The following is a 14,577-nucleotide window of genomic DNA, read 5'->3' as shown; positions in this document are numbered from 1 at the left end:
GTCCGGCACACACCGCGACTCCTCCTCGCCGAACCGGCACGCCGGCCCGGCGGTCATCGTCAGGTCCGTCCTCAACCCTGACGATGGCCTCTCTATAGTGCGCTGTCCATGCACGTATTGGCCACGCCCGGCTCGCGTGATCTGAATGTGCGCGCCGTTGGCCATGACCGAAGCGTGCCGCCGGGGTATTGCGACCTCGCGTCCCGTTTGTTTCGAGCCTGCTAAGAGGTATCGACCTGTGACCTTCGCGACCTTGGATCCCGCCCGCGGGCGCGTCCGAGGCCCGGAGTATGCTTGGCCCGCTATATGGAGCCGCCACCGTTTTGACCACGCGCCGCGGGGCCAGGTATTGTTGCCTGCTGTTGTGCAGCAGCTGCGAGCGTTCCCCTTCGGGTACGCTTGACAGTCGCGCTTGACGCGACCAGCGCGCGACCCCAGACCGACGACAAGACAAGGTAATTCTGTGCGTACGTACAGCCCGAAGCCGGGTGAGATCGAGCGTCAGTGGCACATTATCGACGCTTCTGACGTCGTCCTGGGCCGCCTGGCTACCCACACCGCCAGCCTCCTGCGCGGCAAGCACAAGCCGACGTTCGCCCCGCATGTCGACACCGGCGACTTCGTGGTGATCATCAACGCCGGCAAGGTGGCCCTCACCGGCAACAAGCGGCAGACCAAGGTGGCCTACCGCCACTCCGGCTACCCCGGCGGCCTCAAGCAGATCGGGTACGAAGAGCTGCTGACCAAGCGCCCCGAGAAGGCGATCGAGCTGGCCGTCAAGGGCATGCTCCCGCACAACAAGCTCGCGCGGCAGATCATCAAGAAGCTGAAGGTCTACCCGGGCGCCGAGCACCCGCATGCGGCGCAGCAGCCGAAGCCGTTCGAAATCACCCAGATCGCGCAGTGAGCGCGGGAGAAGGCAGCAGCATGTCCGACATCATCGAGCCCGAGGTCGTCGAGACCGTCGAGGAGCCCGCTGAGACGGTCGTCGTCGTCGAGACGCCCGCGCCGGCCCCGGTCCGCGCCCCGCGTCCCGGTGACCGTCCGATCCAGACCGTTGGCCGCCGCAAGGAGGCCATCGTCCGGGTGCGCCTCGTGCCCGGCAGCGGCAAGATCGTCTGCAACGGCCGTGACCTCGAGGCTTACTTCCCGAGCAAGGTGCACCAGCAGCTCATCCGCGAGCCGCTGAGCACCGCCGAAAAGGCCGAGCAGTTCGACGTGATCGCCAACCTCGGCGGCGGCGGCATCACCGGCCAGGCCGGTGCCCTCCGCCTCGGCATCGCCCGCGCGCTCGTCACGAGCGACCCGGACGACCGCCCCGCTCTCAAGAAGGCCGGCTTCCTCACCCGTGACCCCCGGGTCAAGGAGAGCAAGAAGTACGGTCTCAAGAAGGCTCGTAAGGCTCCGCAGTACTCGAAGCGCTGACCTTGCGCCGCGTCTGAACGGCGGCCGGGTTCGCCCCCTGCAACCCTCGGGGGCGGGCCCGGCCGTTTTTGTTTCCTTCCGTCCCCTCAACTTGCCCGGGAAGATCCATATTTGTAGGTGATCGACCGGCGAAAGGAAGCCGCCATGGGGCGACTGTTCGGTACCGACGGCGTGCGCGGGCTCGCCAACGGCGACCTGACCCCGGAACTGGCCCTCTCCGTCGCGGTCGCCGCCGCGCGGGTCCTCGTCGAGAGCGACGGCAGCCACCAGCCGCTCGCCATCGTCGGCCGTGACCCCCGCGCCAGCGGCGAGATGCTTGAGGCGGCCGTGGTCGCCGGACTGACCAGCGCGGGCGCCAACGTGGTGCGGGTCGGCGTGCTGCCCACCCCCGCGGTCGCCTTCCTGGTCGCGCAGACCAACGCCGACCTCGGGGTGATGCTCTCCGCCTCGCACAACCCGATGCCGGACAACGGCATCAAGCTCTTCGCGGCCGGCGGCGCCAAGCTGCCGGACGAGCTGGAGGCCCGGATCGAGCAGGCCGTCGAGGACGGGCACGGCCTGGTCGGGCGGCCCACCGGCGCCGGCATCGGGCGGGTGCACGACCTGCTCGACGGTGCCGAACACTACGTGAAGCACCTGGTGACCTCCACGCCGCACTCGCTCGCCGGGATCAAGGTCGTGGTCGACTGCGCCAACGGGGCGGCCAGCGAGGTGGGGCCGACCGCGTATGAGGAGGCCGGCGCCGAGGTCATCGCGATCCACGCTGAACCGGACGGTCTGAACATCAACGAGGACTGCGGCTCCACCCACCTCGACAAGGTGCAGGAGCGGGTCGTGGCCGAGGGCGCCGACCTGGGGCTGGCGCACGACGGCGACGCGGACCGCTGCCTGGCAGTCACCGCATCGGGTGAGATTGTCGACGGCGACCAGATCATGGCGATCCTGGCGCTGGCCATGCGGGACGCCGGCACGCTCACCGAGGACACCCTGGTGGCCACCGTGATGAGCAACCTGGGCCTGCGGATCGCGATGAAGCAGTCCGGCATCAGGCTGGTCGAGACCAAGGTCGGTGACCGGTACGTGCTGGAGGAGCTGAACGGCAACGGCCTGGCGCTGGGTGGCGAGCAGAGCGGGCACATCGTGATGCCGGCGTACGCGACCACGGGCGACGGCGTACTGACCGGTCTGCACCTGATGGCCCAGCTGGCGGCCAGCGGCAAGTCACTGGCCGACCTGGCCGCGGTGGTGCACAAGCTGCCCCAGGTGCTGATCAACGTCAAGGTCGGCGACCGGGAGGCGGGCGCGGCCGCACCGGCGGTGCTGGCCGCGGTCGGCAAGGCCGAGCAGGAGCTGGGCGAGAGCGGCCGGGTGCTGCTCCGGCCGTCGGGCACCGAGCCGCTGGTGCGGGTGATGGTCGAGGCCGGCACCGAGGAGCAGGCCCGCGAGGTCGCCGAGCGCATCGCGGACGAGGTCCGCACCGCCAGCCCCGTCTGACCAGACCCGTCTGACCAGACCCGTCTGGCCGGCCCCGTCTGGCCGGCCCCGTCTGGCCGGCCCCGTCTGACCAGACCCGTCTGGCCGGCCCCGTCTGGCCGGCCCCGTCTGGCCGGCCCCGTCTGACCGGCCCCGTCTGACCGGCCCTGCCTGACCGCTAGGTGACGCGGCCCAGCTTCGTGAGGCGCTGGGCCGCCTCGTCGATGACCTCCTGGCGTTTGCAGAAGGCGAAGCGGATCAGGTGCCGGCCGGCCTCCCGGTGGTCGTAGAAGACCTGGGTGGGCACGGCCACCACGCCGCAGCGTTCGGGCAGCGACCGGCAGAAGTCGGCGCCGTCGGTGCCGCCGAGCGGGGTGATGTCGGCGGTGATGAAGTAGGTGCCCTCGGAGGGCAGCACGGTGAAGCCGGCCTCGGTGAGGCCGATCACCAGCCGGTCGCGGCGAGCCTGCAGTCCGGCCCGGAAACCGGTGAAGTAGTCGTCGGGCAGGGCCAGCGCGACGGCGACGGCGGGCTGGAGCGGGCCGGCGTTCACGAAGGTCAGGAACTGCTTGACCCGCTGCACCGTGGCGACCAGCGGGGCCGGGCCGGTGGCCCAGCCGACCTTCCAGCCGGTGCACGAGAACGTCTTGCCGGCCGAGGAGATGCGCAGCGTGCGGTCGCGCATCCCGGGCAGGCTCGCCAGCGGCACATGCGGTTCGGGCGCGTCGGTGAACACGAGATGCTCGTAGACCTCGTCGGTCACGGCGTACGCGTCATGCTCCTGACACAGCGTGGCGATCAGCTCGAGCTCGGTCCGGGTGAAGACCTTGCCGGTGGGGTTGTGCGGGGAATTGAGCAGGACCAGGCGGGTGCGCGGGCCGAAGGCGGCACGCAGCGCGGCCTCGTCGAAGCGATAGCGGCCGTCCGGGCCCGGGCGGAGGGTGACGGGCCGTCGCACGGCCCCGGCCAGCGTGATCGAGGCGGCGTACGAGTCGTAGTAGGGCTCGAAGCAGACGACCTCGTCACCAGCGTCGCACAGCCCCAGAATGGCCGCGGCGACGGCCTCGGTGGCGCCGGCGGTGACCACAACCTCGCTGTCCGGGTCGCGGGTGAGGCCCCAGAAGCGTTCCTCGTGCGCGGTGATCGCGGCCCGCAGAGCGGGAATGCCGGGCAGCGGAGGATACTGGTTGGCGCCGGACCGGAGCGCGTCGGCCGCGGCGGCGAGCATCTCGGCGGGCCCGTCGGTGTCCGGGAAGCCCTGGCCCAGGTTGATCGAGCCGGTGCGCACGGCCAGCGCTGACATCTCGGTGAAGATCGTGGTGCCGAACTGGCGCATGCGTTCGACCAGCGGGTCGTTCGTCACGGTGCCTCTCCAGCTGCTAGTTGAGGGCCAGGTGGGTGCACGAGGCGGTGGCGAAGGTGGCCTGTCCCGACGAAGTCTGCTTGACCTCGTCGCCGTCGACCAGGGCGCGGCAGCTGACCTTGCCCTCGCTGGTGCCGGCCCGCACCACCACGACCGAGATGAGCGCGGGCGTCTCCATCTCGGTGGTGAACTTCCACGGCAGCTTGACCTGGTCGAGCCGGACCGGGGCGTCCCCGATCTTCTCGATGTAGAGAATCTGCGCCGGCCCGTCCCCGCTCACCTCGTACGTGACGCTGATCTTGTGCCCACCACCCGGAACCTCGGTCGGCAGCGTGGGCAGGTCGGGAATCTCGGTCGGCAGGTCCGGGAGGTCGGTGATCGGCTCGACGGCCTCCTGCGCCCGGTCCGCAACGTTGCGCGCGATCAGCACGGCGGCCGTGGCGACGCCGCCGCAGAGCAGCAGGCTGACGGCGAGGATGACGGCGATGAGCGGGACGTTGCTGCGCTTCGGCGGTGGGGGCGGGGGCTGGCCGTAGCCGGGGTGTCCGGGCGGCGGGTACCCACCCGGCGGCGGATATCCGCCCTGGTCGTAGCCGCTCTGGTCGTAACCGCTCTGGTGGTAGCCGCCCTGGCCGTGGCCTGGCTGGCCGTAGTCGGGGGTGTAGCCGGGTGGGGCGTAGTTCACCGGCGGGAACTGCGAGGTCGGCGGGTCGGGGGACGGCTCCGGGATGGCGGCGTAGCCGGGGGTGTAGGCCGGCGGCTGGTAGGGCTGCGGGGAGACCGCGTCGCCGGACGGCGTGGACCAGGGCTGACCGGAGACGGGCGCGGGCGCTGCGCCGTCGTTGCCCGTCGTGCCGAAGGGTGGCGCGGGCTGGTCCGGCGTGCGGTCCGGTTGCGGGTGGTCGGGCTGGTTGGTCAACGTGTCTCCCGGTGCGGGCGCTGCTTGGGGCGCGCACGCCCGACGGTACGCCAATAGCACCACAACCGGCCGCACCGGTACCCGACCCGGCAGTCAACTCTTGGACACACTTTTGAGCATTCCGTCTGCTCGAAAGTGTGTCTCTTGCGCATGACGGGTGAGCGGAGGTCGGTTACGCTGCCCCGCATGTGTGGCATCGTGGGTTACGTCGGCAGTCGTCCGGCACTCAGCATCGTTCTCGACGGATTGCGCCGTCTGGAGTACCGCGGATACGACTCCGCCGGGGTCGCCGTGGTGCACCGGGACACCGTCCAGACCGAGAAGAAGGCCGGCAAGCTGGCCAACCTGGAAAAGGCCCTGGCCGAGCGCGGCGGCGACCAGATCGCCGCGGGCACGACCGGGATCGGGCACACCCGGTGGGCCACGCACGGCGGGCCGACCGACCGCAACGCTCATCCGCACCTGTCCGCCGACGGCCGGGTCGCGGTGATTCACAACGGCATCATCGAGAACTTCGCCCGCCTGCGCGGTGAGCTCGAGGCGACCGGTGTCGAGTTCGCCAGCGACACCGACACCGAGTGCGCCGCCCACCTGCTGGCCGCCGAGATGCGCGCGCTGCGCGAGGCCGGTGGCACCTCCGGACCGGAACTGCTGGCCGAGGGCATGCGCCGCACGGTCCGCCGGCTCGAGGGCGCGTTCACCCTGCTGGCCGTCGACGTCGAGGTGCCCGACGCGGTGGTGGCCGCGCGCCGCAACTCGCCGCTCGTGGTGGGCCGCGGCGACGGGGAAAACTTCCTGGCCAGCGACGTGTCCGCGTTCATCGAATACACCCGCGAGGCGATCGAGCTGGGCCAGGACCAGGTGGTGCTGATCACCCCGGCCGGCATCGGGATCACCGACTTCGACGGCGGTCCGGCCGAGGCACACGAGTTCCACATCGACTGGGACGCGTCCGCCGCCGAGAAGGGCGGCTACGACTACTTCATGCTCAAGGAAATCGCCGAGCAGCCGCAGGCGATCGCCGACACCCTGCTCGGCCGCCTCTCCGACCGCGGCGAGATCGTCCTCGACGAGGTGCGTCTCACCGACCAGGACCTGCGCGACATCGACAAGGTCTTCATCGTGGCCTGCGGCACCTCCTACCACGCCGGCATGGTCGCCAAGTACGCGATCGAGCACTGGGTGCGCATCCCCTGCGAGGTGGAACTGGCCAGTGAGTTCCGCTACCGCGACCCGATCCTGGACCGCTCCACCCTGGTGATCGCGATCAGCCAGTCCGGCGAAACCATGGACTCGCTGATGGCGCTGCGGCACGCCAAGGAGCAGAAGGCCCGCGTGCTTGCCATCTGCAACACCAACGGCTCGACCATCCCGCGCGAGTCGGACGCCGTGCTCTACACCCACGGCGGTCCGGAGATCGCGGTGGCGTCGACCAAGGCGTTCCTCACCCAGCTGGTGGCCTGCTACCTGATCGGCCTGCACCTGGCCCAGATCCGCGGGGTCATGTATGCCGACGAGGTCGCGGCCGTGGTGGAAAAGCTGCGCCGCACCCCCGATCTGCTGACCGAGCTGCTCGGCCAGATGGAGGACGTGCGCGCGCTGGCCCGCGATCTCAAGGAAGCGCAGACCGTTCTGTTCATCGGCCGGCACGTCGGTTTCCCGGTGGCGCTCGAGGGCGCGCTGAAGCTGAAGGAACTCGCCTACATGCACGCCGAGGGCTTCGCGGCGGGCGAGCTCAAGCACGGCCCGATCTCGCTGATCGACCAGGGCACGCCGGTGGTCTGCGTGGTGCCCTCGCCGGCCGGCCGGGGCGTGATGCGCGACAAGGTCGTCTCCAACATCCAGGAGGTACGCGCCCGCGGCGCCCGCACCATCGTGATCGCCGAGGAGGGCGACGAGGACGTACGCGCCTTCGCCGACCACCTGATCACCGTGCCGCACACGCCCACCCTGCTGGCCCCGCTGATGACCACGGTCCCGCTGCAGATTCTCGCCTGCGAGATCGCCGCGGCCCGCGGCCTCGACGTCGACCAGCCCCGCAACCTGGCCAAGTCGGTCACGGTCGAATAGCCGCTTCATCGCGCTGTGCCCAGCGTGATGGCGGCCAGCGCGTCCAGCGACGGGCTGCCCCGGTCCCAGTAGCCGAGGTGGCCCGCGCCGGGCGAGCTGGCGAACACCCGCGCGCCGAAGCCCGGATCGCTCGGGTTGTGGCCGAACCACAGGTCGCGCTCCGGCCGGGCCAACACCCGCAGCGGCGCGAAGCCGGCCACCGCCAGGTCACGTAGCAGACCGCCGGGCGCGACCGCTGCGTACTGGATGATGTCGGTGCGCGAGGTGGTCGCCCACACCCGGTCCGGCGGGACGGCCAGCTCACCGACCGCGTCGACGCCGACGCCGGGCGACCCGATGAAGACGACCTCGTCGGCCGCCAGCCCCTCGGAAGCCGCGGCCCGGCCCACCACCAGCGAGCCGTAGCTGTGACCGATCAGCGTCTGCCGCGCCGGCGGGCCCTCGTGACCGGCTCGCAGCCCCTCCTGGAAGCTGCGCAGCGCGGGCGCACCGGCCTCGGCCCGCGGGGCGCCGGCCGCCTCGTCGACGAAGTCCGGCGCGTCGTAGCCGAGCCACAGCACCGCGCTCGTCGACGCGGCGGGTGCGACCTCGCCGGCCCGCTCGGCCACCCGGGCGGCCCGGTTCAGCTCGCCGCCGAACGACCCCAGGTCGGCGGTCATCCCCGGCACGTGGGTGACGATGTTGTCGGCCCGGTCCGGGTCGCCGAGCGCCACCACGACCCGGCCGTCGCCGGCCAGGTCGAGTCGCAGCAGGTAGGTCCGGGGACCGTGGTCGTCGGCCAGCCGGTCGGTCAGCGCGTCCAGTCCGCGCCGCAGCTCGCCGGACCCGTCGCGGGCCTGGTCCAGCAGTAACCGATTGGCCGCGTCGCGGTCGGCGGCCGGCAGGCCGTCCAGGGCGGCGAGCCAGCCCGGCTCGGTGATCAGCAGCCAGCGCCGCGCGGCCGGGTCGAGCCCGACCCACCAGCGCGCCACCTCGGCCGGGGAGGCCGTGCAGTCCGGCCGGTCCGGCCCGGGCGACCGGGGTGCCGCTGACTGTAGTGCCGCGCGGGTTGCCGCCTCGATTTCGCCGAGCCGTGCGGCCGCCACGGCGTCGGCGCGAGCCGCCACCGCGACCGCGGCGCCCAGGTCGGCCGTGATCTCGTCCACCACGGCGGGGTTCGCAGCGCCCACACCGGTCGGTCCGCCTGAGCCGGTGCCGGCCGTCCGCGGAACTGCTCCGCGGAGGATGCCCTGGTCGTCGATCGTCAGACCGGCCCGGGACGCGGCGGTCTGCGCCCGGGCCAGCAGCAGGCGGACCCGGGCCAGGGCCGCGGCGAACTCGCTGACCGCCTGGTCGGCCTGCCAGCACAGCACCCGGAACAGCACCAGCCCGCGCCGCAGCCGGGCCAGCCGGGCCGCGCAGGCCGCCGCGGCCGCGCCGGACCAGTCGGCGGCCACCCGCTCGGCGCCGGCGGCCAGGTCGGCTACCAGCGCTCCGGCCCGGGCCGCCCAGCGGCGCCAGGCCAGCGCGACCACCCGCCAGCGGTCCGGATCGGTGGCCCGCAAGCGCGAATAGACCGCGGCGGCACTCATCGGGTCAACCGGAAACGGGTGGCGGCACGGGCGTCGGCCACCTCATACGCCGCGGCGGCCGCCTCGATCAGGCGAGCGGTCTCGCCCACGTCGGCGCCGAGGCAGGCGAGCTGCTGCCGGGCCGCCGCGCAGGCCAGGGCGGTGGCGTCGACAGCGTGCCAGCGCGGCGTGGTCGGGACCGCCGGTGCCGGCGCGCTCCCGGCGGCGATCCGGTCGGCGGTGGCGGCCAATGCGGAGGCGGCACGACCCAGTTCGTCCATGTCGACCTCGAGATCGGGATTCATCGGCAACCTCCATGCGGGGAACGGAATGGCGCCGAGATTAGGGCTCCGGGGACCGGCGGCGCGGTGCCTGTGGACGGATGGCGTCCCGCGGACGGCAAAGTTGTCCACAGGTCTTGCGAATGTGACAACCGATAGGGTTGGGCCGTGATCGTGGCTGTCGGTATCGATGTCGTCCTGGTGGAACGCTTCGCCCGCGCGCTCGACCGGACGCCGCTGCTGGCCGACCGCCTCTTCACCGAGGGCGAGCGGCTGACCGGGTCCGGCAACCCGCGCTCCGCCGAGTCGCTGGCCGCCCGGTTCGCCGCCAAGGAGGCCGTCGCCAAGGCGCTCGGTGCGCCGGCCGGCCTGCGCTGGCACGACTGTGAGATCGTCGCCGACCCGGACGGCCGGCCCTGGTTGACCGTCTCCGGTACGGTCGCCGCCGCCGCCGCCGAGCGGGGCGTCAACCGATGGCATCTGTCGCTCTCGCACGACGGCGGCATCGCCTCGGCGATGGTGGTAGCAGAGTCCTGACCAGGACCGACGCAAAACTGTCGTACCCGGGGCCTAAAACCGACGGCAGCACCAACGGGCTTTGGAGGTCGGATGCGACAGGCATGGCGGGTCGCCGATGTGCGGGCGGCCGAGCAGGAGCTGATGGCGTCGCTGCCGGAGGGCACACTCATGCAGCGGGCCGCGGCGGGGCTGGCCCGGCGGTGCGCGCTGCTCCTCGAGGAGGGCGGTGGTGTCTACGGCGCCCGCGTCCTGCTGCTGGTGGGCAGCGGTGACAACGGCGGAGACGCGCTCTATGCCGGTGCCGCGCTGGCCCGGCGGGGTGCTCAGGTGCGGGCCCTGCTGCTGCGGTCCGACCGGGTGCACCTGGCCGCACTGGCCGCGTTGCGGGCCGCGGGCGGCTTCACCGTGTCCGACCTGCCCGGCCGGGCCGACCTGGTGCTCGACGGCATCGTCGGGATCGGTGCGGCCGGCGGCCTGCGTCCGCCCGCGTCCGCGCTGGTGGCACGGCTGGGTGAGCTGCGTGGGCATTCAGGCGTACGCGCTGCCGTCGTCGCCGTGGACGTGCCGAGCGGGGTCGCGGTCGACACCGGCGACGTGCCGGGCGAGGCGGTCACGGCCGACGTCACGGTCACCTTCGGCTGCCACAAGCCGGCGCATCTGGTGGGGCCGGCCGCGGCCCGCTGCGGGCAGGTCGAGCTGGTCGACATCGGCCTGGCGCCGGTACTGCGGGCCGACCCGGCGCTGCGGGTGTCCGACGGCGATGACGTCGCCGGCTGGTGGCCGCGACCCGAGGCCGCCTCCGACAAATACACCCGGGGCGTGGTCGGCATCGCCACCGGCTCGGCGAAATATCCGGGTGCCGCGCTGCTCTCGGTGAGCGGGGCGCTGGCCGGGCCGACCGGCATGGTGCGCTACGCGGGCAGCGCCCACCAGGAGGTGGTCCGGGCTCACCCGTCCGTGGTGGCGGTCGACCGGGTCGGCCACGCGGGCCGGGTGCAGGCCTGGGTGTGTGGCTCGGGCCTGGGCACCGACGACGACGCCCGCCGGACGCTGCGCAGCGTGCTGGCCACGTCGTTGCCGGTGGTGCTCGACGCCGACGCGCTGACCCTGCTGGTGGACGGCCGGCACGCCGACGACCTGCGCCGGGACGCGCCGCTGGTGATCACGCCGCACGACGGGGAGTTCAAGCGGCTGGCCGGCGAGGCGCCCGGTCCCGATCGGGTGGGTGCCGCCTGCAAGCTGGCCGCCTGGATCAACGGCGTGGTGCTGCTCAAGGGCGACCGGACGATCGTGGCGACCCCGTCCGGTGAGGTGTGGGCCAACCCGACCGGCACGTCGGCGCTGGCCACCGCGGGCAGCGGGGACGTGCTGGCCGGCCTGCTCGGTTCGCTGCTGGCCGCCGGGCTGCCGCCGGAGCGGGCCGCGGTCGCCGCGGCCTATGTGCACGGCCTGGCCGGCCGCTGGGCGGCCGGGGCCGGACCGGCGACCGCGCCGGACGTGGCCGCCGCGCTTCGCCCGGTGCTCGCCGGCCTGCTGGAAGAGACCGGGCCGCGGGGATGAGCGGGATGGGAAGGCCGGCTGCCGGGGTGCGAGGCCGGGCTGCTGGAGTGAGAGAAACGTAGGCTGGGAATCATGTGGCAAGCCGAGGTCCGGGTCGATCTGGACGCCATCCGGGACAACGTCGCGATCCTGCGCGCCGGCACCACCGCCGAGGTGATGGCGGTGGTCAAGGGCGACGGGTACGGCCACGGCATGCTGCCGTCGGCCCGGGCCGCGCTGGCCGGCGGTGCGACCTGGCTGGGGGTGGCCACCCTTGACGAGGGGCTCGCGCTGCGCCGGGGCGGTCTGTCCGACGTGCCGGTGCTGGCCTGGCTGCATTCGCCCGGGATGCCGCTGCACGACGGGGTGGCGGCCGGCATCGACCTGAGCGCCGGCAGCCCGCACCTGGTCGGCGAGTTGGTCGCGGCCGCACGCCGGGCCGAGCGGACCGCGCGCGTACACCTCAAAATCGACACCGGGCTGGCCCGCGGCGGCGCCACCCCGGCCGAATGGCCGGTGATGCTGGAGGACGCCGCCAAGGCGCAGGCCGACGGTGACCTCGAGGTGGTGGGCGTGTGGAGCCACTTCGTCGCCGCGGACTCGCCCGGGCACGAGACGATCGACCGGCAACTGGCCGCGTTCGCCGACGCGCTGGCGACGGCCGAGCGGTTCGGCATCATTCCGCGCTACCGGCACATCGCCAACTCGGCGGCCACCCTGACCCGGCCGGACGCGCACTACGACCTGGTCCGCCCGGGCATCGCCGTGTACGGTCTGTCGCCGGTCGAAGGCGAGACCTTCGGGCTGCGGCCGGCCATGACCGCGCGGGCCCGGGTGGCGCAGACCAAGCGGGTCCCGGCCGGGCAGGGCGTGTCGTACGGGCACACCTACGTCACCGAGCGCGAGACGACGCTGGCGCTGGTGCCGCTGGGCTACGCCGACGGGGTGCCGCGGGCCGGGTCCAACGCCGGGCCGGTCCAGCTGGGCGGCAAGCGGCGCACCGTCGCGGGCCGGGTCTGCATGGATCAGATCGTGCTGGACGTCGGCGACGATCCGGTGGTCGCGGGCGACGTGGCCACGCTGTTCGGGCCGGGGGACGACGGCGGGCCGACCGCCGACGACTGGGCCGCGGTGGTCGGCACGATCAACTACGAGATCGTGACGAGGTTCGGCAGCAGCCGGGTGCCGCGGGTCTACGACGGCACCGCCGGGGAGCCGGCATGAGTTCGCGATCGTCGCGGCGGCGCCGCAAACAGGTCGGCATCGCCGGTGCCGCGGCCGGTGTGGTGGCCGCCGGCCTGGCCACCGCGTTCGCGGTCGAGCGGGCCCTGGTGCGCCGGTCGGTCAACGCCCCGGGTGATCAATACCTCGACGAGCCGTTCGGCGATCAGCAGTTTGACCGGGAGATGACGGTCACCGCCGCCGACGGCACCAACCTGCACGTCGAGATCGTCGAGCCGGCCGCGCCCACCGGCGAGCCGACCATCGTCTTCGTGCACGGCTTCGCGCTCGACATGGGCACGTTCTACTTCCAGCGCAAGGAGTTCGCCGAGCGGGCCGATCACCGGCTGGTGTTCTACGACCAGCCCGGGCACGGCCGGTCCAGCAAGCTGAAATCCGGCAACTACGACATCGCGGGGCTGGGCAAGTCGCTGGCCGCGGTGCTCGACGCGACCGTGCCCGAGGGCCGCATCATCCTGGTCGGACACTCGATGGGCGGCATGACGATCATGGCGTTCGCCGAGCAGTACCCGGAGTGGTTCGGCGACCGGGTCACCGGTGTGGCGCTGATCTCGACCTCGGCCCGGCTGTTCGACCGGGCCAAGCTGGCCGTGCCGTCGCTGGTGGCCCGGGCCAGCGCGCCGTTCTTCCCGCTCTGGGGCAGGGCCGCCAACCTGGGTGGCGGTGCCATCGACCGGGCCCGGGTGGCCTCCTCCGACCTGGCCTGGCTGCTGACCCGGCGGTACGGTTTCGGCGACCCGAAGCCGAGCCCGTCGTTGGTCTCCTTCGTGGAGGGGATGAACTCCAAGACCTCGGCCGAGACGCTGACCAAATACCTGAACACGCTCTACAGCCACAACCGCTACCCGGCGCTGTCCGCGTTGCGCGGCGTGCCGGTGCTGGTGGTGGTCGGCACCCGGGACTACCTGACCCCGGTAATCCACTCCGAGGAGATCCTCAAACACCTGCCCGACGCCCGATACATCAAGGTCGAAAACAGTGGACACGTGGTGATGCTGGAAAAGGCCGACGAGGTCAACGCCGCGCTGATGTCCTTCGTGGAGAGACTCTCGTGAAACTGCCCACCCTGGCCGACACCCACGCCTTCGGCCGGCGACTCGCCCGGGTCCTGCGGGCCGGCGACCTGGTGCTGCTCACCGGACCGCTGGGCGCCGGCAAGACCGCCCTGGTCCAGGGCATCGGCGCCGGTCTCGGAGTGGCCGGCGCGATCACCTCGCCGACCTTCGTGATCGCCCGGGTGCACCGGGGGCCGACCCCGCTCGTACACGCCGACGCCTACCGGCTGGGCGACCGGCCCGACCCGCGCGCCGAGATCGACGACCTCGACCTGGACGCCTCCGCGGACGACGCGGTCACCGTGGTGGAGTGGGGCGCCGGGCTGGTCGAGCAGCTCAACGACGAATACCTCCAGGTGCGTATCGACCGCCTGGACGACGACACCCGGGTGGTGGAGCTGGTGCCGCACGGCGGCGACTGGGCGGACCGGCTGCGCGACCTGGACCCATCCTCAGGAGAGACAGCTTGAACCTGCCTGACCTGCTGCCGGCCGAGTGGCGCACCGAGCTGGCCGGCTACCTGGACGCCGACGCCACGGCCGCGCTGGGTGCCTTCGTGGCGAGCGAGTACGCGTCGCACACCGTCTATCCCCCGATCGAGGACCTGTTCGCGGCCTACCGGCTGTGCCTACCCGAGCAGACCCGGGTGCTGATCCTCGGCCAGGACCCCTACCACGGTCCCGGCCAGGCGCACGGGCTCAGCTTCAGCGTGCGCGACGGGGTGCGCATCCCGCCGTCGCTGCGCAACGTCTTCAAAGAACTGGCCGAGGACGTCGGCGTCGCGCCGCCGCTCTCCGGCGACCTGACCGGCTGGGCCGAGCAGGGCGTGCTGCTGCTCAACGCGGTGCTCACGGTCCGGGCCGGCGCGGCCGCCTCGCACGGCGGCAAGGGCTGGGAGGCGTTCACCGATGCCACCATCCAGGCCCTGAACGCCCGCGACGACCGGGTGGTGTTCCTGCTCTGGGGCGGGTACGCGCGCAAGAAGGCGACGCTGATCACCAACCCGGCGCACGTGGTGCTGGAGGCCGGCCACCCGAGCCCGCTCAACCCCAAGGGCTTCCGCGGTGCCAAGCCGTTCAGCGCGGCCAACAAGGCGCTGGCCGACGGTGGCCGCGAGTTGATCGACTGGGCCCGGCGTTAG

General features: G+C 72.5%; 14 protein-coding genes. 10 read left to right on the top strand and 4 right to left on the bottom strand.

The genetic code is table 11. The features are described from left to right. Positions 1 to 463 precede the first annotated feature (463 nt). The 3 genes from rplM to glmM all read left to right on the top strand — a co-directional run bounded on the left by rplM (position 464) and on the right by glmM (position 2,919). Positions 464 to 907: a 50S ribosomal protein L13 gene (gene rplM, locus Ari01nite_RS17615; protein WP_203782342.1), complete on the top strand. Its 444-nt coding sequence runs from the start codon at positions 464 to 466 to the stop codon at positions 905 to 907. 20 nt (positions 908 to 927) lie between these two features. Then, positions 928 to 1,425 (top strand): 30S ribosomal protein S9, encoded by a 498-nt coding sequence (rpsI, locus tag Ari01nite_RS17610; protein WP_239162818.1) that lies wholly within the window; start codon positions 928 to 930, stop codon positions 1,423 to 1,425. 144 nt (positions 1,426 to 1,569) lie between these two features. Beyond that, positions 1,570 to 2,919, top strand: coding sequence for a phosphoglucosamine mutase (gene glmM, locus Ari01nite_RS17605; RefSeq protein WP_203782341.1), 1,350 nt, complete (start codon positions 1,570 to 1,572; stop codon positions 2,917 to 2,919). Between the two features lie 157 nt (positions 2,920 to 3,076). On the opposite strand, the gene Ari01nite_RS17600 is transcribed toward glmM, so the two are convergent. Further along, positions 3,077 to 4,261: a pyridoxal phosphate-dependent aminotransferase gene (locus Ari01nite_RS17600; protein ID WP_203782340.1), complete on the bottom strand. Its 1,185-nt coding sequence runs from the start codon at positions 4,259 to 4,261 to the stop codon at positions 3,077 to 3,079. A gap of 16 nt (positions 4,262 to 4,277) precedes the next feature. Further along, the gene (locus Ari01nite_RS17595; RefSeq protein WP_203782339.1) at positions 4,278 to 5,180 is read right to left on the bottom strand and encodes an MmpS family transport accessory protein; all 903 of its coding nucleotides are present in this window, start codon (positions 5,178 to 5,180) and stop codon (positions 4,278 to 4,280) included. A gap of 186 nt (positions 5,181 to 5,366) precedes the next feature. Here Ari01nite_RS17595 and glmS point away from each other — a divergent pair, with 186 nt between their 5' ends. Next, positions 5,367 to 7,250: a glutamine--fructose-6-phosphate transaminase (isomerizing) gene (gene glmS / locus Ari01nite_RS17590; protein ID WP_203782338.1), complete on the top strand. Its 1,884-nt coding sequence runs from the start codon at positions 5,367 to 5,369 to the stop codon at positions 7,248 to 7,250. A gap of 5 nt (positions 7,251 to 7,255) precedes the next feature. On the opposite strand, the gene Ari01nite_RS17585 is transcribed toward glmS, so the two are convergent. Both Ari01nite_RS17585 and Ari01nite_RS17580 read right to left on the bottom strand, forming a co-directional pair. Next, positions 7,256 to 8,821: an alpha/beta hydrolase gene (locus Ari01nite_RS17585; RefSeq protein WP_203782337.1), complete on the bottom strand. Its 1,566-nt coding sequence runs from the start codon at positions 8,819 to 8,821 to the stop codon at positions 7,256 to 7,258. Next, entirely contained in the window at positions 8,818 to 9,105 is a 288-nt protein-coding gene (locus Ari01nite_RS17580) for a hypothetical protein (RefSeq protein WP_203782336.1), read from the bottom strand. Before Ari01nite_RS17580 ends, Ari01nite_RS17585 begins: the two co-directional genes overlap by 4 nt. 144 nt (positions 9,106 to 9,249) lie before the next feature. On the opposite strand from Ari01nite_RS17580, the gene Ari01nite_RS17575 reads away from it, so the two are divergent. From Ari01nite_RS17575 to Ari01nite_RS17550, 6 genes are all read left to right on the top strand, one after another. Continuing rightward, positions 9,250 to 9,618: a holo-ACP synthase gene (locus Ari01nite_RS17575; RefSeq protein ID WP_203782335.1), complete on the top strand. Its 369-nt coding sequence runs from the start codon at positions 9,250 to 9,252 to the stop codon at positions 9,616 to 9,618. A 72-nt stretch (positions 9,619 to 9,690) separates the two neighbouring features. Next, a complete protein-coding gene (locus Ari01nite_RS17570; RefSeq protein ID WP_203782334.1) occupies positions 9,691 to 11,160 on the top strand; it encodes an NAD(P)H-hydrate dehydratase in 1,470 nt (489 codons plus the stop codon). A 72-nt stretch (positions 11,161 to 11,232) separates the two neighbouring features. After that, positions 11,233 to 12,363, top strand: a complete 1,131-nt coding sequence (alr, locus tag Ari01nite_RS17565) for an alanine racemase (RefSeq protein WP_203782333.1) — start codon at positions 11,233 to 11,235, stop codon at positions 12,361 to 12,363. Continuing rightward, entirely contained in the window at positions 12,360 to 13,436 is a 1,077-nt protein-coding gene (locus Ari01nite_RS17560; RefSeq protein ID WP_203782332.1) for an alpha/beta fold hydrolase, read from the top strand. Before alr ends, Ari01nite_RS17560 begins: the two co-directional genes overlap by 4 nt. Next, on the top strand, positions 13,433 to 13,906 hold the full coding sequence (tsaE, locus tag Ari01nite_RS17555) for a tRNA (adenosine(37)-N6)-threonylcarbamoyltransferase complex ATPase subunit type 1 TsaE (RefSeq protein WP_203782331.1): 474 nt from the start codon (positions 13,433 to 13,435) through the stop codon (positions 13,904 to 13,906). Before Ari01nite_RS17560 ends, tsaE begins: the two co-directional genes overlap by 4 nt. After that, complete coding sequence (locus Ari01nite_RS17550; protein WP_203782330.1) at positions 13,903 to 14,577, top strand: uracil-DNA glycosylase; 675 nt, start codon at positions 13,903 to 13,905, stop codon at positions 14,575 to 14,577. The genes tsaE and Ari01nite_RS17550 overlap by 4 nt, the downstream gene beginning before the upstream one ends.

Origin of the sequence: Paractinoplanes rishiriensis (assembly GCF_016862375.1) — a bacterium.
Classification (GTDB): Bacteria; Actinomycetota; Actinomycetes; order Mycobacteriales; family Micromonosporaceae; genus Actinoplanes; species Actinoplanes rishiriensis.
Note: the sequence above shows the minus strand (reverse complement) of the source record. Positions and strands in the feature narration are given on the sequence as shown.